The 24,349-nt window shown below is 37.3% G+C and carries 25 protein-coding genes, 1 pseudogene and 1 riboswitch; of the genes and pseudogenes, 10 read left to right on the top strand and 16 right to left on the bottom strand.

The window, feature by feature from the left end; genetic code table 11:
* Window positions 1-359: 359 nt before the first annotated feature.
* Window positions 360-1,622 carry a dicarboxylate/amino acid:cation symporter gene (locus ACQKOF_RS00130; protein ID WP_427552478.1) on the top strand — a complete coding sequence of 421 codons (1,263 nt, stop codon included), beginning with the start codon at window positions 360-362 and terminating at the stop codon, window positions 1,620-1,622.
* Window positions 1,623-1,722: 100 nt separating this feature from the next.
* Here the strand turns inward: ACQKOF_RS00130 and ACQKOF_RS00125 are convergent, their stop codons facing one another.
* From ACQKOF_RS00125 to ACQKOF_RS00110, 4 genes are all read right to left on the bottom strand, one after another.
* Entirely contained in the window at window positions 1,723-2,202 is a 480-nt protein-coding gene (locus ACQKOF_RS00125) for a hypothetical protein (protein ID WP_427552476.1), read from the bottom strand.
* A 5-nt stretch (window positions 2,203-2,207) separates the two neighbouring features.
* Window positions 2,208-2,870, bottom strand: coding sequence for a potassium channel family protein (locus ACQKOF_RS00120; protein ID WP_370046004.1), 663 nt, complete (start codon window positions 2,868-2,870; stop codon window positions 2,208-2,210).
* 330 nt (window positions 2,871-3,200) lie between these two features.
* Window positions 3,201-3,653, bottom strand: a complete 453-nt coding sequence (locus ACQKOF_RS00115) for a TlpA family protein disulfide reductase (protein WP_370045930.1) — start codon at window positions 3,651-3,653, stop codon at window positions 3,201-3,203.
* A gap of 446 nt (window positions 3,654-4,099) precedes the next feature.
* Window positions 4,100-4,642, bottom strand: a complete 543-nt coding sequence (locus ACQKOF_RS00110) for a peroxiredoxin (protein WP_053483466.1) — start codon at window positions 4,640-4,642, stop codon at window positions 4,100-4,102.
* A 406-nt stretch (window positions 4,643-5,048) separates the two neighbouring features.
* Here ACQKOF_RS00110 and ACQKOF_RS00105 point away from each other — a divergent pair, with 406 nt between their 5' ends.
* The 7 genes from ACQKOF_RS00105 (at window position 5,049) to thiW (ending at window position 12,411) form a co-directional block, all read left to right on the top strand.
* Entirely contained in the window at window positions 5,049-5,591 is a 543-nt protein-coding gene (locus tag ACQKOF_RS00105) for a helix-turn-helix domain-containing protein (RefSeq protein WP_427552474.1), read from the top strand.
* Window positions 5,592-5,608: 17 nt separating this feature from the next.
* Entirely contained in the window at window positions 5,609-6,715 is a 1,107-nt protein-coding gene (locus ACQKOF_RS00100; RefSeq protein WP_427552472.1) for an ABC transporter ATP-binding protein, read from the top strand.
* Window positions 6,705-7,517 (top strand): ABC transporter permease, encoded by an 813-nt coding sequence (locus ACQKOF_RS00095; protein ID WP_427552470.1) that lies wholly within the window; start codon window positions 6,705-6,707, stop codon window positions 7,515-7,517. The genes ACQKOF_RS00100 and ACQKOF_RS00095 overlap by 11 nt, the downstream gene beginning before the upstream one ends.
* Window positions 7,514-8,311 carry an ABC transporter permease gene (locus ACQKOF_RS00090; RefSeq protein WP_387079681.1) on the top strand — a complete coding sequence of 266 codons (798 nt, stop codon included), beginning with the start codon at window positions 7,514-7,516 and terminating at the stop codon, window positions 8,309-8,311. Before ACQKOF_RS00095 ends, ACQKOF_RS00090 begins: the two co-directional genes overlap by 4 nt.
* Entirely contained in the window at window positions 8,308-9,381 is a 1,074-nt protein-coding gene (locus ACQKOF_RS00085; protein WP_427552467.1) for an ABC transporter substrate-binding protein, read from the top strand. Before ACQKOF_RS00090 ends, ACQKOF_RS00085 begins: the two co-directional genes overlap by 4 nt.
* Window positions 9,382-10,096: 715 nt before the next feature.
* A complete protein-coding gene (locus tag ACQKOF_RS00080) occupies window positions 10,097-11,293 on the top strand; it encodes an MFS transporter (RefSeq protein ID WP_370076959.1) in 1,197 nt (398 codons plus the stop codon).
* Window positions 11,294-11,360: 67 nt separating this feature from the next.
* Window positions 11,361-11,468: riboswitch (TPP riboswitch) on the top strand.
* A gap of 442 nt (window positions 11,469-11,910) precedes the next feature.
* Complete coding sequence (gene thiW, locus ACQKOF_RS00075) at window positions 11,911-12,411, top strand: energy coupling factor transporter S component ThiW (protein ID WP_427552464.1); 501 nt, start codon at window positions 11,911-11,913, stop codon at window positions 12,409-12,411.
* Window positions 12,412-12,469: 58 nt separating this feature from the next.
* On the opposite strand, the gene ACQKOF_RS00070 is transcribed toward thiW, so the two are convergent.
* The 4 genes from ACQKOF_RS00070 to ACQKOF_RS00055 all read right to left on the bottom strand — a co-directional run bounded on the left by ACQKOF_RS00070 (window position 12,470) and on the right by ACQKOF_RS00055 (window position 14,447).
* Window positions 12,470-12,949: an EVE domain-containing protein gene (locus ACQKOF_RS00070; RefSeq protein ID WP_427552462.1), complete on the bottom strand. Its 480-nt coding sequence runs from the start codon at window positions 12,947-12,949 to the stop codon at window positions 12,470-12,472.
* A gap of 14 nt (window positions 12,950-12,963) precedes the next feature.
* On the bottom strand, window positions 12,964-13,287 hold the full coding sequence (locus ACQKOF_RS00065) for a hypothetical protein (RefSeq protein ID WP_427552460.1): 324 nt from the start codon (window positions 13,285-13,287) through the stop codon (window positions 12,964-12,966).
* A 225-nt stretch (window positions 13,288-13,512) separates the two neighbouring features.
* Entirely contained in the window at window positions 13,513-13,935 is a 423-nt protein-coding gene (locus ACQKOF_RS00060; protein ID WP_427552458.1) for a MarR family winged helix-turn-helix transcriptional regulator, read from the bottom strand.
* 308 nt (window positions 13,936-14,243) lie between these two features.
* Window positions 14,244-14,447: a hypothetical protein gene (locus tag ACQKOF_RS00055; RefSeq protein WP_427552456.1), complete on the bottom strand. Its 204-nt coding sequence runs from the start codon at window positions 14,445-14,447 to the stop codon at window positions 14,244-14,246.
* 155 nt (window positions 14,448-14,602) lie between these two features.
* Between ACQKOF_RS00055 and ACQKOF_RS00050 the strand changes: the two genes are divergently transcribed.
* Both ACQKOF_RS00050 and ACQKOF_RS00045 read left to right on the top strand, forming a co-directional pair.
* Window positions 14,603-15,181: a hypothetical protein gene (locus tag ACQKOF_RS00050; RefSeq protein ID WP_427552454.1), complete on the top strand. Its 579-nt coding sequence runs from the start codon at window positions 14,603-14,605 to the stop codon at window positions 15,179-15,181.
* Window positions 15,182-15,305: 124 nt separating this feature from the next.
* A pseudogene (locus ACQKOF_RS00045) lies at window positions 15,306-16,867 on the top strand (IS3 family transposase).
* A 528-nt stretch (window positions 16,868-17,395) separates the two neighbouring features.
* Here ACQKOF_RS00045 and ACQKOF_RS00040 read toward each other — a convergent pair.
* The 8 genes from ACQKOF_RS00040 to ACQKOF_RS00005 form a co-directional block, all read right to left on the bottom strand.
* Complete coding sequence (locus ACQKOF_RS00040) at window positions 17,396-18,289, bottom strand: LysR family transcriptional regulator (RefSeq protein ID WP_427553140.1); 894 nt, start codon at window positions 18,287-18,289, stop codon at window positions 17,396-17,398.
* Window positions 18,290-18,357: 68 nt separating this feature from the next.
* The gene (gene cbpB / locus ACQKOF_RS00035) at window positions 18,358-18,798 is read right to left on the bottom strand and encodes a cyclic-di-AMP-binding protein CbpB (RefSeq protein WP_427522606.1); all 441 of its coding nucleotides are present in this window, start codon (window positions 18,796-18,798) and stop codon (window positions 18,358-18,360) included.
* Between the two features lie 256 nt (window positions 18,799-19,054).
* Complete coding sequence (locus tag ACQKOF_RS00030) at window positions 19,055-19,294, bottom strand: hypothetical protein (protein ID WP_049668244.1); 240 nt, start codon at window positions 19,292-19,294, stop codon at window positions 19,055-19,057.
* Between the two features lie 242 nt (window positions 19,295-19,536).
* The gene (gene fadH, locus ACQKOF_RS00025) at window positions 19,537-20,304 is read right to left on the bottom strand and encodes a 2,4-dienoyl-CoA reductase (RefSeq protein ID WP_427552452.1); all 768 of its coding nucleotides are present in this window, start codon (window positions 20,302-20,304) and stop codon (window positions 19,537-19,539) included.
* 235 nt (window positions 20,305-20,539) lie between these two features.
* Entirely contained in the window at window positions 20,540-21,364 is an 825-nt protein-coding gene (locus tag ACQKOF_RS00020) for a protein phosphatase 2C domain-containing protein (protein WP_427552450.1), read from the bottom strand.
* Window positions 21,357-21,809, bottom strand: a complete 453-nt coding sequence (locus ACQKOF_RS00015) for an HIT family protein (RefSeq protein ID WP_427552448.1) — start codon at window positions 21,807-21,809, stop codon at window positions 21,357-21,359. Before ACQKOF_RS00015 ends, ACQKOF_RS00020 begins: the two co-directional genes overlap by 8 nt.
* 141 nt (window positions 21,810-21,950) lie before the next feature.
* On the bottom strand, window positions 21,951-23,135 hold the full coding sequence (locus ACQKOF_RS00010) for an iron-containing alcohol dehydrogenase (RefSeq protein ID WP_427552446.1): 1,185 nt from the start codon (window positions 23,133-23,135) through the stop codon (window positions 21,951-21,953).
* 16 nt (window positions 23,136-23,151) lie between these two features.
* Entirely contained in the window at window positions 23,152-23,904 is a 753-nt protein-coding gene (locus tag ACQKOF_RS00005) for a 3-hydroxybutyrate dehydrogenase (RefSeq protein ID WP_427552444.1), read from the bottom strand.
* Window positions 23,905-24,349: the final 445 nt, after the last annotated feature.

The following is a 24,349-nucleotide window of genomic DNA, read 5'->3' as shown; positions in this document are numbered from 1 at the left end:
TCACTTCTATCAATGATATGCTTTTAAGATTATCTTCAAAAAAATCTTTTGACAACACTTTTAGTTGACATAAGTAGGAGAAAGTCATGAACTTAATGAACAATATTACGAAAAATTGACATAAAACTAAATTTTCTTTCAATAATTATTTTTGTATTATAACAATAGTAAATTATTCGCAGAGTATCATAACAGCTTAAGTTATTGAAAACACTACGTTTTATTTAAAATATGGATGAATGTACTTAATGAACGATATGTTTCTTATTTTCTAAACCTCTTTTTTCTAAAAGGATTCGCTATGATAATTCTAGTGAAAACGATATCAAAGAGAAAATTTAGAAAAGAGGTAGCATAAAGTGAAATTACTGAAAAATCTGACCGTTCAGGTGATAGCTGCAATTATTCTAGGGGTGATTGTTGGGGCTATCTTCCCTGAGTTTGGTGCAAGCCTTAAAATCCTGGCTGACTTATTCATTAAGCTAATTAAAATGTTAATCGCCCCTATTATCTTCTTAACAGTTGTAATCGGAATCGGTAGTATGGGAGATATGAAAAAAGTTGGAAAAATCGGAGGAAAGGCGTTACTGTATTTCGAAGTTGTCTCTACCATTGCCTTAGCAATCGGTATTGCTGTTGCCTTGATCGTTAGCCCTGGTACAGGTTTAGATACATCAGGTGCTCCCGAAGCCGATATCTCAAAATATACATCTGCTGCAGCAGAGTCTGAGCAAGGCTTAGGTGCTTTTATCTCTAGCATTATTCCTGAAAACGTTGTAGGTGCACTTGCAACAGGACAATTACTTCCTGTGTTATTCTCTGCAATCTTGTTCGGCTTAGCTGCTGCTTCTATTGGCGCACCTGCAAAACCTGTCATCACATTTTTTGAACAAGTGGCAGAAATTTTCTTCAAAATCGTAAGCATGGTGATGAAAATATCTCCAATAGGTGCTTTTGGTGCAATGGCCTATACGATTGGTAATTTTGGTTTGAAATCGTTAGGCAACTTAGGTCTATTAATGGCTGCAGTATACATTACAATGTTCTTATTCGTAGTTTTTATTTTAGGAACAATCGCAAAATTCTTCGGCTTCAACATTTTTAAATTTATTGCTTATATTAAAGAGGAGATTTTCTTAGTAATTGGTACTTCATCATCTGAATCTGCCTTGCCATCTATGATGCGTAAATTAGAAAACTTTGGCTGCTCTAAACAAGTTGTTGGTTTAGTAGTACCAACTGGTTATTCCTTCAATCTTGATGGAACTTCCATCTACCTATCAATGGCTGCATTATTTATTGCACAAGCATACGGAATGGAATTGACGTGGATTCAGATTCTTACACTTCTTGGGATTTTAATGATTACATCCAAAGGAGCAGCTGGTGTAACTGGTTCTGGTTTTATCACATTAGCAGCGACACTTGCTGCCTTCCCAATGATTCCAGTCGAAGGAATTGCGCTATTAATTGGTGTTGACCGCTTCATGTCTGAGGCACGTGCCGTAACAAATTTAATTGGTAACGGTGTAGCTTGTGTAGTCGTATCAAAATCTGAAAAAGAGTTTGATGTAGAAATGCAAGAACGTGCACTTCAGGGAAAAACTACTATTGTATCCTAGCACTTTAGCCTAGACGAAAACTATGCCCTTGATTATCCATTAATTTGCTTTATCAAGAAAGGGTAGTGATGACAGCTAGTTGCTGTTTCACTACCCCTTTTTATTTAACATATTGTTCAAGCAAGCGTTGCGTACTTGCCGATTGCTCGAGTGCTTTTTTCTCTTTTGCCCAATATATCAAATATTGCTGATCCCCAATATTAAAAACCATCTGCTGTAATTCCTCACTTAGCTCAGAGCTAATCGCGACCTTTAAAATATCCACCTCATATAAAGGCTCTCCTTTAATTTCGTAGACAATATGATAGAGTGGTTTTTCTTCAAATATAGTTCGTTCTTTTTTGCTTAGTTTCTTAACATGGCTTAGAGGATAGTTTTCAATATAGGCTGTTGCATCTTGACCTGTTACTCTAAATAAAGATTGCTCTCCTTTAAATAGCTCGACTGCATCAATTTCTGCTGCGTGATCTAAAACGTGAGAAATAGCCTCTTCCTCATTTTTTTCGCGAAACTGCAATGTAAAAGCGCCAATAAGAATAATTGCAGCAAATATAACTAGTCTCCATCTTCGTTTATTCATTTTCATTATCCATTCAATGCCTTTTTGACAAAGCGGTTAATATCTACATCAGCCCCAATGACAAGCATAATATCTCCTAGCAAAATTTTATCACTCGCCTGTGGAGACACGATGATATCTGCACCACGCTTAAGACCTACAATATTAATCCCATACTTTGCACGAATATCTAAATCCATAATGGAGTAACCTGCAATCGCATCATTGGCCTTAAGCTCCATAATTGAATGTTCATCCGAAAGCTCCAAATAATCAAGCACTGTATTAGACAGCATATTATTGGCAATTCGTATCCCCATATCACGCTCAGGATGCACGACAAAATCTGCACCAATTTTACGCAGAACTTTTTCATGGTAATCATTCTGTGCCTTTACAGTAATCTGCTGCACGCCTATTTCTTTTAAAATAATAGTCGTCAAAATACTAGCTTGAATATCTTCACCAATCGCTACGATAACATGCTCAAAATTACGAATACCTAATGAAATTAATACCGACTCATCCGTCGAATCTGCGATAACGGCCTGTGTGGCAATGGAAGCAAACTCGTCCACCCGCTCTGAGGAATGATCTATCGCCATAACTTGTGCGCCTTGACTCATTAGTTCGCGGCAGATGCTTCCTCCAAAACGTCCAAGTCCAATGACAGCAAACTCTTTTTTCATCATTAAAAATCCCTCCGAAAACTACTATACCATTATTGTAACGTATTCTCTGCTATATGTATCGTCAAAACAAGAGACAATTCGTCAATAAAAGACATCTAATAGAAACCTTTGTAGGAATACTAGTCATATTAGGGTCACTTGGTTCTCTTTTTTGTTTAGGGTACTTCTTAGGACGCTTGGCTTGGGGCTTTTTCGATCGGGTCGGATTATGAACGTTCCGCCCGATTTTTCCGTTCAGGTAACTAGGATACCTCTCCGATTCCCCTCCCGTCTTTTTTCCATAAAAAAGACGAGGAATAAAATATCCTCGCCTCTTAATCTGCAATTTTATGCGTTGCGCATTTCATCTAAAACACGATTCACACGTTTTTCTAGCATTTTCATACCGCTACCACCAGCTTGCATGTGACGAAGCTGACCATCTTTATCGAACACAAAATACGCAGGTACGTATTGATTTTCAAAAGCATCTGTTAGCTTTAATTCGCTATCTACAAAGATTGGTTGAACAATGTCATGTTCTGCTGCTACCGATTTGATTGTTTCTAAATTTGTATCTTCCTCAGAACGTGGCATATGCACTGCAATAACGTTTAACTCATCTTTGTATTGGTCACGGAAATTGTTCACATCCGGCATTGCCTCTTTACATAGATGGCAACTAACTGACCAAAAGTGGATTAATGTTGGTTTTTCGCCTACTAATTCCGCTTTTGTTACTTCACCATTTAACCAAGTCGTTGCGCCTACAAGTTCAGGCATTTGTTCACGAAGTTTCATAAAACATTCTCCTTTTTCCTTTTTCTAGGACCATTATCAAAACGTGTGGTTGATTTCCGTTCCGTCTGGGCGCTTTGTTGCTGTCGCTTCGCTTTCGCACAGAGCAAAGCTTCCTGGAGGCGTCCGATGAGCCGCTTCGCTTCGCTGCAGGGTCTCGGGCCAACACGATGTTGGTCACGAAGGCGTTATCACAGGATGTGATGCTCTTAGCCTTCGTTCCCCTATCGCTAATCCCCAAGGAATCGCCCAGCCTCCACTCCAATCAACTTATTTACATAGTAGACGTTTTAACAAAAGTCATCCACAATTTTTGGTGATGAACCTTTTTCTATATCAAGTTTAAAAAAATCCCCACAAACTTGCTGTGGGGACTCTTTATTTTTGAATGATCAATTTCGCCAAGCCTCGAATTCAGTTCAATGCCTGACATAAAAACTCTTCTTAAATTATAGAGTTGCTTGACCTGGGCGCCAGTTTGCTGGGCAAAGACCACCAGTTTGTAAAGCTTGAAGTACACGTAAAGTTTCATCTACATCACGGCCGATGTTGTTATCGAATACTGTTTGGTATTTTAATTCGCCTTCTGGGTTGATGATGAATAAACCGCGTAGTGCGATACCTTCTTCTTCAATTAATACACCATATTCTTTTGAAATTTCGTGATTTGTATCTGCTGCTAATGGATATTTTAACTCACCAAGACCATTTTTAGTGCGGTCAGTGTTAATCCAAGCTAAGTGAGTGTGGATTGTATCAGTAGAAACACCGATTACTTCTGCATCTAAGTCTTCGAACTCATCGTAACGATCGCTCATTGCAGTGATTTCTGTTGGACATACGAAAGTGAAGTCCATTGGATAGAAGAAAAGAACTGTCCATTTGTCTTGTGCTTTAATGTCTTCTAATGATACTTTACCAAATGATTTGTCTGGAAGTACTGCTTCCATTGTAAAGTTAGGTGCTTGTTTACCTACCATGCGTTCTGCCATTATAAATCCCTCCGATTAAATATGTAGTGTATATATTCCATTCGCACCAGCGAACTCGTCTTCTACGATAACAGAGTAATCGTAGTTTTTCAAACAAGTAAACTTCACAAAAGTGCGCATTTTAAATTATCTGACAAATTTCCGTCAAATCCCCAAATGGTATAGCTGCTACAGCATATTTATTAGCTATTTTTAACAATTTTATTCTTATTTAAACAAAATTTTTCTATGCGATATTTATGTATAATTTCTAAAAATTTCATCTTCTTTTTTTTCATAAAAAACGATTGCAAATTCTTTATTATTATGTATAATTGTAATGGTTTTAGTAAACTAAAAGTTTCGTTAAAGTAAACTTCATATTTCAAAAGTTTATGATTGCTAAACTTCTTCTAGGAGGGAAAAGATGCAAATAGGAGCAAAAATCAAAGCGCTTCGTTTAAAAAAAGGTCTTACCCAAGAGGAGCTTGGAGAACGTACAGATTTAAGTAAAGGGTATATCTCTCAATTAGAACGTGATCTTAATTCACCTTCCATTGAATCTTTATTTTCAATATTAGAAGTTTTAGGGTCAACACCTAAGGAATTTTTCGATGATGAATCACCTGAACAAAAGGTTGTATATACAGAGGAAGATCAATCCACTTATACAGATGAAGAAAAAAAATATGAAATTCAGTGGCTCATTCCTACATCAAACGAAAAAGAGATGGAGCCTATTTTCTTAACACTTGCTGCTGAGGGGGAATTCAAACAGTTTGAGCCCTCACTCTCGGAAACATTTATTTATGTTGTCGAAGGGCGTATTCGTCTCGTTTTAGGAGATGAGCAGTACATAGCGAGTGAAGGTAATGCTCTCTATTTTGATGCGACAGATAATCATCAAATTTTTAATGCACATGCTGATGAAACAAAAATTTTACTTGTCGCAACGGATTCATATTTATAGCTTAAGGAGGCACATCTATGACAACGAATTCGATTATCCGCTTTGAAAACGTTTCAAAGTCCTATAATGACGGCACGGTCGTCTTAAAAAACATTAACTTGGAGCTAGAAAAGGGAAAATTCTATACACTGCTAGGTCCTTCTGGTTGTGGTAAAACAACTATTTTACGTATGATTGCTGGATTCACAGAACCGACTACAGGAAATATCTATTTTCATGATAAAAAAATCAACTCCGTGCCAGCAAATGAACGCCAAGTAAATACTGTTTTTCAGGATTATGCGTTATTTCCTCATTTAAATGTCTTTGAAAACGTCGCATTTGGACTTCGCATAAAAAAACTCCCTGAAAGTGAAATTAAAAACCGTGTTGCTGAAGCATTAAAATTCGTTAACTTAGCAGGCTATAGCAATCGTGAAATTTCTGAAATGTCAGGTGGCCAACGTCAGCGTGTTGCTATTGCTCGTGCGATTGTGAATGATCCTGAAGTAATTTTACTGGATGAGCCTCTTTCTGCTTTAGATTTAAAGCTACGTACAGAGATGCAATATGAACTACGAGAGTTACAACAACGCCTTGGGAAAACATTTGTCTTTGTCACACACGATCAAGAAGAAGCACTTGCGATGAGTGATGAAATATTTGTTTTAAGTGAAGGTGAAATTCAACAATCTGGTACACCAGTAGATATTTATGATGAGCCAATTAACCGCTTCGTTGCTGATTTTATTGGTGAATCAAATATTGTTCCTGGCGTAATGATTGAAGATTTCAAAGTAGAATTTGCTGGTAAAGTTTTTGAATGTGTTGACCAAGGTATGAGACCAAACGAAAAAATTGATATTGTCATTCGACCAGAGGATTTAGAAATGACAACAATCGATAAAGGCAAACTTGTCGTGAAAGTTGATACTCAATTGTTCCGTGGGGTGCATTATGAATTATCCACTTATGACAAAGATGGGAATGAATGGCTTGTACATTCATTGAAAAAAGCTGAAGTAGGGACAGAAATTGGCTTAGACTTCGATCCAGAAGCAATTCATGTAATGCGCTTAAATGAAACAGAAGAAGAATTCGATAAACGTTTAGAGGCGTATGGAGACGACGAAGATGCAAACTAAGACTTCGAAATCAGCTTTATTTCCATATGTTTTATGGATTGCGTTTTTCGTTATCGCGCCGATTGCACTCGTTGTTTACTATTCCCTACTAGATATACATGGCAATTTCACGCTCGATAACTACAAAGCATTCTTTTCTTCGGTTTATTTAAAAATGACATTAAGTTCATTCTGGTATGCGTTTTTAATTACGTTCTTTACGTTACTTGTTTCGTATCCAACAGCCTATTTTTTAACTAAGACGAAACATAAACAGCTTTGGCTTTTGCTAATTATTATTCCTTCTTGGATTAATCTTTTGTTAAAAACATATGCCTTTATCGGGATTTTCGGCTTATACGGTCCATTAAATGCATTTATCGAAGTATTTGGTTTTGATCCGAAGCAAATGCTATTTACTGACATTAGCTTTGTGTTCGTTTCCGTTTATATTTTTATTCCATTTATGATTTTACCGATTTTCAACTCATTGGATCGTTTAAATCCGGCTCTTATTTATGCAGCACGTGATTTAGGGGCATCTGCCTTTACTACATTCCGTCGCGTTATATTGCCTTTAACAATGGACGGTGTTAAATCAGGTATTCAAGTTGTATTTATTCCTGCATTATCACTTTTCATGATTACTCGTTTAATTGCAGGAAACCGTGTTATTACACTGGGTACAGCTATTGAACAACAATTCCTTGTAACTCAAAACTGGGGAATGGGTTCAACAATTGCTGTGTTCTTAATTTTATTTATGGTCATCGTTATGTTAATTACGGGACAGAAAAAAGATAAAGGAGGTCGCGTACGATGAAAAAACTATCTGCTACAGCAAGAGTGTATTTAGCGATTGTTTTTATCGTTTTGTATGCACCTATCTTCTATTTAGTCTTCTATTCGTTCAATAGTGGCGGATCGATGAATAATTTTGAGTCCTTTACGTTAGAACATTATAAAGCTGTGTTTGAGGATTCACGTCTACTCGTAATTCTAATTAACACAGTGATTGTGGCATTACTCTCTGCATTGATTTCTACAATCATCGGGACACTAGGAGCTATTGGCATTGTCACTGTTAAAGATTCAAAAATGCGCAATACCCTACTTTCTTTAAACAATGTGTTAATTGTTAGCCCAGATGTCATTATTGGTGCAAGCTTTTTAATTTTATTCACAATGATTGGTATTAAATTAGGCTTTACTTCTGTGTTAATAGCACATGTAGCGTTCAGTGTCCCAATTGTTGTACTAATGGTTTTACCGAAACTATTAGAAATGAATAAATCATTAATCGATGCTGCATTAGATTTAGGAGCAACGAAAAAAGATGTCATGATGCGTGTTATTTTACCGTATATTCAACCAGGGATTTTTGCGGGGTTCTTCCTTGCCTTAACGTATTCTCTTGATGATTTTGCGGTAACATTTTTCGTGACAGGTAACGGCTTTAGTACTTTATCTGTTGAAATTTACTCTATGGCTCGTGCCGGTATTTCCTTAACGGTAAACGCTATTTCTGGTTTAGTATTCTTTGTAACAGTTATCGTCGTAGTTGGCTATTACTTCATTACAAGCCGCGCTAGTAAAAGAACGGGGGGAACTCAATGAAGCAATTAATTCAAGCAACAGTCGCAATCCTTGTCGTTTCCGCCCTTTTGTTCTATGCTGCTGACGCCCTAAGTGCCGGCGGTGGGAAAAGTGGTAAAGATACGTTAACAATCTTTAACTGGGGAGAATATATTGACCCAGATTTACTGAAGCAGTTTGAAAAAGAAACAGGCATTCACGTCATCTATGAAACGTTTGATTCAAATGAAGCAATGATGACAAAAATTCAACAAGGTGGTACAGCTTACGATATCGCAGTACCTTCTGAATATATGATTGAAAAAATGAAGGAAGAAAACTTACTTATTCCTTTAGATAAAACGAAAATTCCTAATTTAAAAAATATCGATCCTTATTTTTTAGATTTACCATTTGATGACGACAATAAATATTCTGTTCCATATTTCTGGGGAACAGTCGGCATTGTTTATAATCCAAAGCTCGTTGAAAATTTAGACTTCTCATCTTGGAAGGACCTATGGGACCCTTCGTTAAAACGTAAAGTCTTTTTAGTAGATGGTGCACGTGAGGTGATTGGTATGGGCTTAAACAGCCTTGGCTACTCACTCAACTCTTTAAATAACCAGGAGCTACGTAAAGCTACTGATAAACTAATCACATTGGCGCCGAATGTTAAAGCCATTATCGGGGATGAAATTACACCGCTGATGGTTAATAATGAAGCTGCTGTGGCACTCACTTGGTCTGGTCAAGCAGCTGACATGTTGTCAGAAAATGAAGAATTAGACTTTGCTGTACCAAAAGAAGGCTCAAATTTATGGTTTGACAATATGGTTATCCCAAAAACATCAAAAAATATAGATGGTGCACATGCCTTCATTAATTTTATGCTGAAAGCTAAATCAGGTGCTAAAAATGCTGATTATGTAGGCTATTCTACCCCTAATATTGCAGCGATGAAGGTAATGGATAAGGAAGTTGTCTCTGATAAGCGCTTCTATCCTTCTGAAGAACAACGTAAAACATTAGAAGTTTATAAAAACCTAGGTCCTGATTACTTAGGCAAATACAATGAGCTGTTTTTAGAATTTAAAATGAGTATTCGATAACCTCAAAGCGCAAGAAATCAATTTTAGAAAAGTTGATTTCTTGCGTTTTTTTGATGTAATATTTTTTACTTTTCTATAAAAATATACTGATGCTTGTGAAGTGGTTGATTGGAGTGGAGACTGGGCGACTCCTTGGGGGTCAGCAATAGAGGAACGAAGGCTAAAACCATCACGTCCTGTGATAACGCCTTCGTGACCAGCATCGTGCTGGTCCGAGACCCTGCAGCGAAGCGAATGTTTTCTGTGCGAAAGCGTAGTGCTAACGTAGCGGCAGCAAATGTTTTATCTGTGCGAAAGCGAAGCGACAGCAACAACGAAGCGGCTCATCGGACGCCCCCAGGAAGCTTTGCTCTGTGCGAAAGCGTAGCGTCAGCAACAAATGTTTTCTGTGGCGAAAGCAAAGCGGCAGCAACAAATGGTTTCTGTGCTAACGTAGCGTCAGCAACAATTGCTTTCTGTAGCGAAAGCAAAGCGCCCAGTCGGAACGGAAATCAACCCCTCGTTTTGCGGGAAGGTCATCTGAATTGACACCTGATTCCTAGCCTCTTTTTTCGTTTAGCTAATGGTAAATTTCTATGGGGAAGCCGGGTGCAGAATTTGTTTTAATAATTAGAATCCCCATAAATAAGTCTCTTATTTCAGACTTATAGTCAATAGTAAATGTACAAGCCTTGTGGTAGACTGTAGTATATTTGATGAAAGAAAGGGGTATTTGATGACCCAGCAGAAGTCTAATAAGGCGGCTTTGTATATTTTAATGTTTAATATGTTTATCGCAATGGGGAGTATCGGAATTATTATTCCTGTCATGCCTGATTATTTAAAACTATTTGGTGCTGCAGGACAAGTACTTGGCATGTTGATTGCAACGTTCGCCTTAGCACAATTCGTATTTTCTCCAATTGCTGGGAATCTTTCCGATCAATACGGTCGTAAAAATCTCATTATTTTCGGCCTTATCGTAACAGGACTTGCACAAATTGGATTCGGACTTTCTACAGATGTGTGGATGCTCTTCTTGGCACGCTTTTTAGGTGGCCTTGGATCTGCATTTGTGGCACCTCCTATAATGGCATTTGTGGCTGACATCACAACGTACGAGGAACGCGGAAAAGGTATGGGGATGATAGGGGCAGCAATGTCCTTTGGTTTTATGATTGGACCAGGTATCGGCGGATTCCTCTCAAAAGTTAGTTTGCATTTTCCGTTTTATACTGCTGGATGTGCAGCTATCTTAGCAGCTATTTTATCGTTCTTTTTATTGCCTGCTACAAAACCGAACACTGCTAAAAAAGCACAGAAGCAGGATAATCTTGCAAAGCAGATGGCCCGTTCAGTCCGAATGCCTTATTTTGTCATGCTAATTATCATGCTTGTATTCTCTTTCGGGATTGCTAACTTCCAAACAACATTATCATTATTTGTTACAGACAAGTTTAATTACACACCTACTGATATCGCCATTATATTAGTTATGGGCGGCGCTTTTGGTGTTGTTGTACAGATGTTTGTTATTACACCGCTGTTTAATCGCTTCGGCGAAATGAAAGTAGTGTTAGTCAATTTATTTATTGCAGCCGTTTCGATTTTCTTAATATTATTCGCATCTGGTTTTGCACTTATTTTAATTGTAGCGACAATCTTCTCTACAGCTACGACATTGATTCGCCCAGCTGTCAACACATTGATTTCAAAGCTTGCTGAGAATGAACAGGGCTATGCAGCTGGTCTGAACAATGCGTATATGAGTCTTGGTAATATGATTGGTCCAGCTCTAGCAGGTATATTATTCGATTGGAATATGAACAGTCCTTATATATTCGGGTCTATTATTTTAATGGCTTGTTTCTTCCTTGCCCTTATTTGGACAATGAAAAAAGCACCACACCTTATGCATCCTGATACAAAATAGTCTGAAAAGTTATTGACTATTTTTAGTAGTATGCTACATTAATATGTGAAAAACTAAAAATTCTATTAATTACCACTAGGGGAGTCTTTAAAAGGCTGAGACGTATATTATCATATACGGACCCTTTGAACCTGATCTAGTTCACACTAGCGGAGGGAAGTGCCGACACTTGCTTTTTACTATGTAGATACAAGGCCGCTTCCTATTGTTTTTTAGGAAGCGGCTTTTTTACGCTTTAGCGGCCGTTCTCACTGGCTTAGCGACGGTATTCTCCTATTTAGTGGCGCTTCTCATTGGCTTAGCGGCGGAACTCTTCTGTTTAGCGGCGCTTCTCATAGCTTTAGCGGCGGTATTCCCCACTTTAGCGGTGCTTCTCATTGGCTTAGCGGCGGAACTCTCCTGTTTAGCGGCGCTTCTCATTGGCTTAGCGGCGGAACTCTCCTGTTTAGCGGCGCTTCTCATTGGCTTAGCGGCGGAACTCTCCTGTTTAGCGGCGCTTCTCATAGCTTTAGCGGCGGTATTCCCCACTTTAGCGGCGCTTCTCATTGGCTTAGCAGCAGAACTCCCAACTTTAGCGGCGCTAACTATAAAATTCACATTTCAAAGGAGTGGAAATTATGTCAATTCGAAAATTAACAATCATGGCCTTATTAGTAGCAATTGCAGTAGCAGGTTCTACCTTCGTTTCAATACCAACGGGGATTGCGCGTGCCTACCCTGTCCAGCATGCCATTAATGTTATCGGTGCTATCATTCTTGGTCCAGTGCCTACTGTTATGGTCGCCTTTGTCACAGCCATTATTCGTATTTTAACAGGCACAGGCTCATTACTAGCTATACCTGGCAGTGTTATTGGCGCTCTATGTGCAGCTCTTGCCTATAAATACAGCGGTAAGCAATGGCTTGCAGGAGTCGGTGAAATGTTTGGGACAGGTATCATTGCCTCACTTTTAGCAGTACCTTACGCACATTTATTAATGGGGACATCCGTTGCTGCTTTATTTTTCATGCCAGCCTTTTTAACCTCAAGTACTATTGGTGCTGTCTTAGGTATTGTCGTTGCTAGGTATTTGCGTAAGACAGTATTTGTAACTAACCTAAACACTCTGCTTAAATAATAGTTAAAAACGTTACTTTCTTCGAATGATGAAAGTAACGTTTTTTGGCCAACCAAATTCACCCATACTTCAATGGTAATCCCATTTCATGAGCAATTAATAAAAAATCCTTTTTGCTTATTTCAAAATGACCAAATCTAAATTTATAGCCATATTTCGATTTGTCTTCTACAAATTCTAAGTAATCTAAAATCCTTTTTATTGGCACAGCTTTTGCATCTTTATAAAAGTCTATATCTCTTCTAAAAGGAATAAAATTTTCTGACATTTGGAACTCGTATATTCGCTCGTCCTTTATTCTTCCTATTGCGGTAAATGCTCTCACAGGCTCATTACTATCTAGACTTGTTTTAGGAGAATAATAAATAATCCAATCTCCTTTTGCCATTCGTTTCAAAGGACTTTCTTTACCATGACATAACTGACCGAATCCTCCCTCAACCCCTTTTTGCACATGATTAAGAGATACCACGCCAATCCAATATTTCGTGTCCCTTTCAGGCGTAAGAAGAGGATTTTTCTTAGGATATAATGACATAGTTTCTGTCCCCTTTATTTTGGAATCATTGCTAACGATTTTATTTTTTCGTTTTCTAGAATTAACCTTTCCTCTAAAATTACTGGCTTTGGCAAACCATCCCAAGAAGTTGAAACTGTAGCAATACACTCTGTATCATCACCTTCAATATTGTGGACAGTTAATTTAAAGCCTTTCGGCATAGGCGACATGTAAAAGTTTTGTATTTCTTTTTTTCCTGTAAATATTTCACCTTTAAAATTTTTTAATTCACCATGATCCGCATACATGTCAGATAAATCCTGACCCTCTATTTGCACTCTTTTCAAGTACTCCTTCATAACCTCTACTGCTTTCATATGTCATCACTCTTTCTTTTTTATTGATATGGTTAGCAATTATGTCTCGGCATAATTGCATCCTGATTCAGCTTTATGCTTAGGCCTGCGTGATGCAGGTCAGTTAGCCGTTATCGCATGGATGCAATGATTTTAGGCTAACTTCCTTTAAGAACTCTTTTCCGAATCCGTGACATCCGCCGGAAGTTTAACTTCTTTCAGCAGATTGCTGAAAGGAGTTAAATCCTATCCACGATTTTCATATACTTTTTTCAATATGCTTTTCAACAGTTCTTTTTCTTCCAACGAAAGTACGTTTAACACTTCATTCTCAGAAATCGAAAGGGTCTTCGATAACTCTTCTGCCAAATTCCTCCCCTGTTCCGTAAGACATATTAAATTCTCTCTTCTATTTTCTGGATTTTTCTCCCTATAAACATAATTTCTTTCTTCTAAACCATCGATAAAAAAGCGGACACTATTTTTATCTAACTTTAAAATCTGCCCTATTTGAATTTGACTAAGTTTTTTTTCTTTTACAGCAATCATGATCCCAACTTCTCTAGATTTCATTTGATATTTTTCACTAATATATTTCTCGAGATTTCCCTCTAAAGCCTCACCTAATTTAAAACTTAGAAAACCAAAAGAATTCATTATATTGGTCATTTTTGAACCTCCAAATCATTAGTAATTTAAAATTATAGTAATATTTCATTACTATCATCAATTATTACATTTGTATACATTATTTACAAGATGAATTCACTAAATTCTCTAATTCCACAAAAGTAGCATTCTAAAATTGATACTCACCAGTTAAAGCGTATTTATGCTGATTAAAGTCAATTTTGTGTATGCATCCTCTTTTGCTCTTTCGAAGGTGCATGTCGATAAAAAATTAAAAGTTGGGTGATAAATCGCTAAAGTTTATCGATAAAATTTAAATGTTGGGCGATAATCCCTGAAGGCATATGTCAAATGACAAAAAAACGATGGCAATTGCTATAAAGTGATGCAACATCTTTTTTTTGTCGTTTTTTCATGCCCTTTAATAGCTGGGGAACATTTGTGTCCTCTGCCTGTATTGGTTTTTCCTCTACACGCTGTACTTTTTTCTTCGGACTTGTTAGGAAGCCCCAAACAAAACATAAAATGGAAATATTATGATTATAAACCATGATTTCTTAATAATACCTTGTTATACCAAATATTGTATGATAGAATTATATATATCCATATTATATAAATATTGGAAATGAATTTACAAAAGGAGGGTAGTATGTAATATTAGCAATTATTCTATTACACTATTAATACAGGAGGAGAAGTATTGATGAAAAAGATTAAATTTACTTATTTTTTAATAGCGTTGATTGTTTTTTCTACCATGGTGCCAAATTTTGCACAAGCACAGGATGTCACTGAAAAAGAGAATGCCCTAGGAGAGTCTATATTATACAATTTTGAAACAGGTAAATTAGAAATAGTTAAAGAGTTTGCAAATGAAAAATATGATTTTAATGATTCAGAATTAGATTATTATAATGAAAAGTTTAATGAATTAACTGTTGACGAGACGAATAAATTGCTATTATCACAAGGTATTGATATTGAAAATTACGAGGGAGATGTACTTTACTTAGAAAACAACGAGGGTACAGTACAACCTTTTGGTGTAATAGCCATTCTAGCAGGGATAGGAATCGTAACAGCAATAGGTTACTTCTGGTGGGACAAATATCTAACATATAAAATAAAACAGAACCTAATAGACAAATGCTATAGTATCGGTGGAAGTCCTGTTTTTGACAGTCGAGATGATTCAGGTTTTAAAGGTGATCCTAAAAAGAACGGTAATTATTATGAAATTTCTTCAGAGGGTGGATATAATTTCGCTTGTGAAAGACCTTAAATTACAAAAATTTTCACTTTCAATTTAAATTTTAAGAAATACTAGCACCTCATGTCGTTTGATATGCTCCCCATTAGGTAGACAGATTAAAAAAATAAATCTGTTTATCGAATGGGGAGTTTTTATGAGGAAGCATTTCTTTTCTAAAGAAGAGAAGTTAGAAATTTTAAAGCTGTATCACGAAGGTCCACTTACATTAAATGAAGTAGCGAAAGTATTTAATGTTCATCGAGATACAATAAAAGATTGGCAAAATGATTATCTTCATTTTGGAGAAGAGGGCCTTGAACGATTAAACCAGCATAATAGTTATTCTAAAGAACTAAAATTTGCGGCTGTCCAAGATTATCTTTCAGGCGAATTCTCTTTAAGAGAGGTTGTAAGAAAGTATAGACTTTCTAGTAGATCTGTTTTAAGAAATTGGGTTAAAAAGTATACTAGTCATAGTGAATTAAAAGATTCGGGTAAAGGAATGAGCCAAACTATGACCAAAGGCAGAAAAACTACTGTAGAAGAGCGTGTTGAAATTGTAAAAACTTGTATAACTAATGAGAAAAACTATCAAGAAACAGCGTTAAGATATGAGGTTTCTTACCAACAAGTATACCAATGGGTGAGAAATGGGTGAGTCTGGTTTACTAGATCGACGTGGTCATACAAAGCCAGTAGAAGAATTAACCGCTGAGGATGAGTTACGTTTAAAAATCCAACGTTGGAACGTGAAAATGAACGATTACGTGCAGAAAATCTGTTTTTAAAAAAGTTAGAGGAAATCGAAAGGAGGCATCGTTAAGTAAAATTCGTATTCAAAGTCGTTACATCGCCATTCAGGAATTAGCAACGAAAGAAACATTGCCAATCATTTTATTATGTGAGATCGCTGGTGTTTCGCGTGCAGCTTATTATAAATGGTTAAACCGTAAACCATCCCCACAAGAAAATGAGAATGAACAACTCTTAAAATCGATTCAACTTCTCTATAAACAAGTAGATGGGATTTATGGCTATCGTCGCATTACACTGACAATCAATCGCCAACGTGAGAAAGATGATTTACCAAAAGTGAATAAAAAACGCGTGTACCGTTTAATGCAAATCTGTGGATTGAAATCTGTGATTCGTCGAAAGCGAAAACAATATCGTAAATCAAAGCCAGATTATGTGGCAGAAAATATACTAAATCGTGATTTTAATGCAGATAAACCAAATCAAAAATGTTGTACAGATGTGACCGAATTCAAGTATGGCAATGGGAAGAAAGCTTATTTAAGCGCTATTATTGATTTACATGATAATTCGATTGTGAGTTATATATTAGGTCATTCGAATAATAATAAACTCGTTTTTAACACGATGATACCAGCTATACAAGGTTTAAAAATGGACGAACAGCCACTTATACATAGTGATCGTGGCTATCAATATACATCAAAATTCTTCAAACGGATGATTGAAGATGCGAATATGGTACATAGTATGTCGAGAGTTGGACGTTGTATCGATAACGGACCAATTGAGGCTTTTTGGGGTACGCTAAAAACAGAAAAATATTATCTCAATAAATATGATACATATGAAGCCTTAGAAGCAGCAATTGATACATATATTTCGTTCTACAATTCAGAGCGTTATCAAGAAAAACTAAACGGCCTGAGTCCCTTGGAATTTAGGGATCAAGCCGCATAAAGCATTTTTATTATTTCCACTGTCTACTTGACAGGGAGCAGTTCAGTTAAAAGCTATTTAACATTTGAAGGTGCTTTTTTATGTCTTAATCAATTTTAGCAGTCAAGTAATTAATATCTATTAATTAAACGAAAATAATAAACTCTTTAGAATTAGCAAAACACCAAAGTTAGGAATGACATTCTATTATAACGTATGTCATGTGAATAAGTTGATCTTCGTTACGACTGGTTGACTCCTTCGTGGCCAACATCGGGCTGTTGCTGTCGCTGCGCTTTCGCACAACCGAAACCAAACCCTCTGCTGCCGCTACGTTAGCACTACGCTTTCGCGCAAAAAACATCTGTTAGCCCGAGACCCTGCAGCGAAGCAATGCGGCTCATCGGACACCCCTAGGAAGCTTGGCTCTATGCGAAAGCAAAGCGGCAGCACAAAGCGCCCATTCGGAACGGAAATCACCTCCACGCTATATTAAGAATTGGCTAAAAAAGTAGCCTCAAGTGAATCGCTTGAGACTGCCTTGATATATTATTTTTTTTTCGTATAATCAAACAAACATCGTGCATGGTCTTGCACTACTTCTACAAAAGCCTCTACTTGTCGTAACTCAAATGAGGATTCATAGCCAATTAACCAAGTATCACGCGTTAAACCAAATTCTTTTTCATTATTCGTTAATGCTATTTTATTAATGCCATCATTGTCACTTAAAGTAATGGAAGGTAAAATAGCATAACCAATGCCGTTCAATGCCATTTGCTTACAAATTTCAATCTGATCCACTAAAATTTGTTTTCTTGGATTTGAAGCGAAATGTTGCTGCCACCATTGTTGAATTTCCTGATAGTAATTGGAATCACTTTTAAATTGAATAAAAGGTCGATCTGTCGTCAGGACATCTTCTATAGTTTTTAGCTCTTTATCTACTAAATAAAGGGTGTCACGAAATAGGTGAATTTTTTCCCCTTTCCAATCAACCTGCCCACGCACAATCCCTATATGAGCCTCACCCTCATAAAGCGCTTTTACAATTTCAGAGCTCCAGCCAGTCATCAGAGAGATTTTTGCATCAGGATACTTCGTTACAAAATCCTTTAATATGATTGGAAGCCAGTTTTGGCCGACAATCGAAGCACAGGCGATTTTTAATGTCCCGTTTACTTTCGTCGTTAATGATTGGATTGTTTCAAATATCTCTTCTTTTTTGCTGAGCATTTCTGTTGCATAGGCAATAATAAGCTCTCCAGCAGGTGTCGCCGTAAGTCCTTTTTGCGAACGAATAAATAATTGCGCACCCCAGTCCTTTTCAATAGTCTGCAGCCGTTGTGAAAGTGCTGGTTGAGATAAAAATAAACGTTCTGCAGCTTTACGCATATTACGTTCCTCTGCTAGTACTTTTAAAATTTCAGCCTCAGTTGCCATCAATCAGTAAACCTCCGATACAAGCAAAGAGGGCCTCATGATTTTCATCTGAGTCCCCTCTTAAACTACTACTCTTTTTGATAAATATATTTTTTCAATTGCTTTAAAATAACACGTCTTGTTAAAATTCCCGCAAATGTTCCTTCTTCGTCCACAACACATAAAAAGGCGTGATTAATAACTAAGTCGAGCGCTCGCTGGAAAGTATCCTTCAACTTTAATACAGCGATATCTTTCTCCATTATTGTATCCACTTTAATGTCGGGTAGCTTTTCATATTCAATATGTTCTAGTCCAAGAATGGATTCAGTAATCATTTTCATACTTAGTAAACCTTGAAGTCGATATTTCAAATCTAAAACAGGTATCGATGAATACCCCGTACGTGTAAGTACTAGGAGTGCATGTTCCGCACTATTTCCACTTTGTACATGCGCAACCTTTTCAGATGAAATAATAAAATCACTAATTGGCATTGCTAATAAGTCTTTGCTGTTAGTTGAAATCATGAACTTCTTCTCCTTTTCTGTCCCCGCTTTGCAGAACAGGATGCTTCCCTTTTATCATATCATAACTATTCCTTTTATGACCACGACAAGGCCGAGAAGAGTTTTTTATAAAGCAACGAATTATTTTAGCATTTTGAACAAAACTAAGTATCGAAAGTGCATATATACGAGGGTTTTTATTTGAGGGCAATGGAGAAATATCTTCATTCAGCCTCATTTATAAAATATGAACTGAATGAAGATATTATTTATTTACTTAATATCCAGCCTTACTCCAGTAATAAAAAATCATTATTCCTAAAAAGAGTAAAAAAATGATATATACCCAAACAACTGGGTTGAGCATAGTCGCATACTCTTCAACGGTTTCTGAAATCGGCGTATCGTTTTCTGATTTCCGCTGAGACGTCATTTTAGCAATTTTCAGCGTCGACACAAGCGAAATGGCAGAAATAATCGTAATGGCAATAAGAGCCGGTATTAACCACATACCCATCGGCAAAACTCCTTTCTTTACCCTTAGTATGCGTCAACCCAGCTCTCCATTATGCAAAGTTTTTATTATCAATTAGCCTCGGCAAATTGCCGCTGTCGCTTCGCTTTCGCGCAGAAAACATTTGCCGCTGTCGCTTCGCTTTCGCCACAGAAAATAATTGTAACAGCCACTTCGCTTACGTTACATAAAACACTTGTAGCTGACGCTTTGCTGTCGCTACAGAAAAAAATTGCTGAAAGAAGTTAGAAAGGATACTGATTTAGCCATTGCCCGCCATCAAGTGTCACACATTCACCGTTCATATAACTTGCTTTATTAGACATTATAAATGTAGCTAAATCTGCAATTTCTTCAGGAGTACCTGTCCGGCCTAACGGAACAGAATCTAGCGTACGAGCAGCTGCAGCCTCTGATTCCCAAAGCTTTTCCGCACCACCTGTACGCTCAATTGGACCTGGAGCAATCGCATTTACTCGAATTCCATATTGTTTTCCCCATTCAACAGCTAACGTTCGGGTCATTGACAATACACCTGCTTTAGCCGCTGCAGAATGAATAACACCAGCACCTGCATTCCATGCGTAAGTTGCAACCATATTGAGAATAGATCCTTTAATATTATTTTGAATCCAGTACTTTCCGACTGCAGATGAACAAAAGAATGTTCCATTTAACACAATATCAACAACAGCCTTCCAACCATTTGGTGATAAATCCTCTGCACGCACTATAAAATTGCCAGCCGCATTATTCACAAGCCCATCAACCTGTCCAAACTTTTCAACAGCAAATGCTAGCATTGCCTCAGCATGTTCAGGCACACGAACATCCATTTGGAACGTTTCAATCGTTTTTCCAGCCTCTAAAATAAAGGCTTTCGCCTCTGCTAATCGCTCCTCGTTACGACCTGTAATGACAACATTTGCCCCTTCCGTAACGAATTGCTTTGCCATATAAAGCCCCATTCCACTTGATCCACCAGTAATAATAATTGTTTTCCCCTGCAACATACGATTTCCCCCTTTTTAAAAATGAATGATGATTCACTTAAAATATTACTATATTTTCTCGTATATGTCATATTAATTCTGCAAAATGATGGAAAGGGTGCAAGATTGAAGGGTCCTACTAGCAAAGATTCTTAAGTTGTGAGGTATTCGCTTCGTTTTTGTGGGTATTTCCATGGCGTACGTGGGTTATTCACTTTCTCTTTCGCGGGTATTCCTGTCGCGCGGGTAGAATCCATTATGGACTCGCTTCTTGATTACTTGCTCTAGTGGCTTCCTTTGCAATATTAACTTTCCAAAAAACGATGGTGGTGCTATCTCTGACTCCATTTCTCTTGATATTCTTTAACATTGACCAAATGCTCTCTTGATCCTCAGAGTTGAAGAAGGAATTATATATATTAATAGGGTTAGAGTATGGTTCATGGGGACATTCAAGTAAGCCATCTGTGGTAAGAAAAAGGCGATTTTCTCCTTTTCTTAATTCTTTAATTCCAACGCTGTAGCAAGGGACGTCCTGTTCAAAAGTATTGACTTGTCCTACCCATTCGTAAAATTGCCTTTGATTTAATTGAAACTGACCTAATGCAGCCAATTCTTGATGAAATAAAAAAAGAACACAGTCTCCAACTGAAAACCACCATACATATTTATCTTTTCTTACGACAATTAAACACGCAGTTTCTCCAGTAATATTCCTGCAAACAGATAAGAACTCTTCCGATTGAAATATCGTTAAAATCTTCTCTTCAAGCCTTTTAAAGGTTTGATGGTTTGTCGGTAAAGATAATAATTGTTTAATTTCATGTTTATGATAAAAAAATTGTTCGATAATTATTTGAGCACTCTCAGATGTATTATGAGCATCCAGTAAAATAGAAAACTCCCAATCTTGCTTTTCATCTAGCCATACTAAACAACCATCTTCGTTTTTATATTGTCCTGCATCGGAGTTACCTCCATATCGTCCAACAATAACATGTTTAATTTGATAAAGATTTGGATGATCTATGAAATTATCTTGGCTACCTATCCAACTAAAATCTTCTATAGATTCACTCATATGCATTATTCTCAAGATATGTTTTTATTCGAGTACAAAGTTTAACAACTTCTATATTGTCACCCACCGGAGCATCTTCCCAATCATACACATCATTTGGTCCCCAATACTGTTTAGGGGTATTCGGATATCGAGGAACTAAATGCATATGCAAATGTGGCACTGAATTTCCAGAAACCAACGAATAGATATGCTCTGCCTTTTCACACTCCATTATTGCCTTACTGACTCTAGCCATAATCACACCAAATGCTTTTGCCTCTTCTATAGTCATATCTCCGAGAGTGGGAACATGCCTTTTTAAATCAATCATTATATGACCTAAAAAATTGGGTGCTTCATTCCTGTCTATATGCCCAACATAAACATATTCGTCTTCATAAATCCTTAACTCTGAAGCTTGAATGTTGCCAGCATGTTTATTGCAAATAAAACATTGTTCCATTAATCCCCACTCCCTTGTTTAGATTTTCAAAATTATAACATGGCTATTAAAAATTAGAATACTTTTCCTATTCAATAAAAAATAGAGTTACAAATTACATATGATTTGTAACTCTATTTTAGACAGTTTCTTTTCGTAATCCTAAAACTCATAATGATAAGCAATCTTATAAAGCTCCATTAGCTCTTCCTGTGTTGGAACCTTAGGATTATTTCCAGGGCTACCGCTGGCAATTGCATCAGCTGCCATTTTGGGAATAGCTGCGTAAAAGGCTTGTTCATCGATTCCCGACTGTTTTAAATTCCCTATTTCCATCTTCTTGCACATTTCCTTAATCGAAACAATAGCTAAATCGGCAAGCTCCTCTTGAGATAATTGCTCATTATCTTTATTGAAAAATTTACCTAAATCCGCCAGCCGATCGACACAAGCATCCTTTGAAAATTCTAATACTGCAGGCAAAAGCATGGCATTTGAAATACCATGGGGCACATGGAATAACGCTCCAATTGGACGAGACATGCCATGTACTAAAGCGACAGAAGCATTTGAGAATGAAAGACCTGCTTGCATTGAGCCTAGCGACATTGCTTCCCGAGCTTCAATATCATTACCTTGCTCGTAAACTTTTAAAATATTATTAATGATTAACTCCATAGCTGATAGTGCAAGTACATTCGAATAAGGATGTGCTAAACGAGATAAATAACTTTCTATAGCATGACTTAATGCATCGATACCAGTCGCCGCAGTGATGGAGGGTGGAGATGTAACCGTTAAAATCGGATCTACGATTGCTATGTTTGGCATAAATGGAGGTTGCTTAATCATCATTTTCACTTCATTTTTCGTATTCGTAATGACTGTTGCATCCGTTGCTTCTGAACCAGTCCCCGCCGTTGTCGGTATCGCAATATGTGGAATCGGTGCTTGCTCAGCTATTTTTGCCATTTTCATATAATCCCCAATGTAGCCATCATTCGTTGCAACTACTGCAATTGCTTTTCCTGTATCGATACAGCTCCCACCACCGACGGAAATAATAATATCGCAGCCCTCAGATTGTAAAATATGAAGCCCCTCTGCTACATATGTATCTACTGGTTCCGTTGTTACTCCTAAATATGAAATCGCTTCCAAACCACTAGCTCTTAATAAAGTACTACATTGATGAACAAAGCCTAAGCTATCCATTATCGGATCACTAATGATAAGAGCTTTAGTCCCCAATTTTTTTGCATATTCACCTACTTCTTGAAAAGAATCTCGTCCATAAACGATCGTTCCTGGCGAATGAACCGTATAGATTGTTTTTGTTTGAATCATATTTCACCCTCCTAAGCTATTGTGCTGTATAACCGCCATCCAAAAGTATTGCTTGACCTGTTAAACCCTTTGCCATATCACTAGCTAAATAAAGCGCGAGTCCTGTAATTTCTGAGACATCTAGTAAACGTTTTTGAGGAACGAGTGGATAAAGCACCTGCTCAAGCACTTCCTCTACTTGAATTCCCCTTGTCTTTGCCAAATCCGTAAACTGATTACGCACTAATTCTGTATCGACATACCCTGGACAAATTGCATTCACGGTTATCTCCTCAGTTGCAACCTCTAGTGCCGCCACTTTCGTTAAACCGACAAGCCCATGTTTGGCGGCATTGTATCCAGCTTTACCTGCAAACCCAATAACGCCATTAATAGATGCCATATTAATAATGCGTCCAAACTTATTTTTCTTCATATGTGGTAAGACATATATAAAAGGTGCAACGAGCATCACTTTTTGCATGGATTCGAAGATTTCTGTCGCGAAATCCTCTATAAGAGAAACATGCTGAAACCCTGCGTTGTTAATTAAAATATCTATTGTCTTAAACTTTTTAATAGTAAAGTCAATCGCATCACATATTGCCTGTTCATTCGTAACATCACATGTGTATGCAGTTAATTGCGGATTGTGTTGAATTGCCTCCGCTAAAAGCTGTTCATTAATGTCTGTTATAACGACTTTCGCTCCCTGCTCAGCAAACGCTAGTGCCATGGATAACCCGATACCACGGGCTGCTCCAGTAATAAAAACTGTTTTTCCTTTCACGCAATGCCCTCCTGAGAATATTATGTTTGCAAGTGATTTAAAAAGAGCTGCAAAAGAATGAGGGCACTGAAAAAGTCTATACCTTCTCACATCGCGAGGTATTTAACGAGTAAATCGTTGAATACCTCGCTTTTTTCATTTGGCACTGTGACTCTACTGTTGTTTTCCGAAGCATTCCGCTCGCTTTCCGCGGGCGAGCGCCGAGCCTCCTCCTACGCTTCGCTTCGTGCGGGGTCTCGTCTGTCTCGCTTTCCCGCAGGAGTCGAGCGATGCTTCTCCAAACAACGCAATGTATCACACTATTATTTTAGTCACGCTTTCCTTTATAATAAAAGAATTAATGTGTAGGTGGTGCCCCCGATGATTTCAAATCAAGAAACCCTTAATTTAAGTCCATATATGGCGATCTACGATATTGTTGTGCCAAAAGATAATATACTTCGCC

The organism is Lysinibacillus sp. NPDC093190, from assembly GCF_050280425.1.
In the GTDB taxonomy this organism is placed as follows: Bacteria; Bacillota; Bacilli; order Bacillales_A; family Planococcaceae; genus Lysinibacillus.
This window is presented reverse-complemented; position numbering and strand designations above follow the sequence as displayed.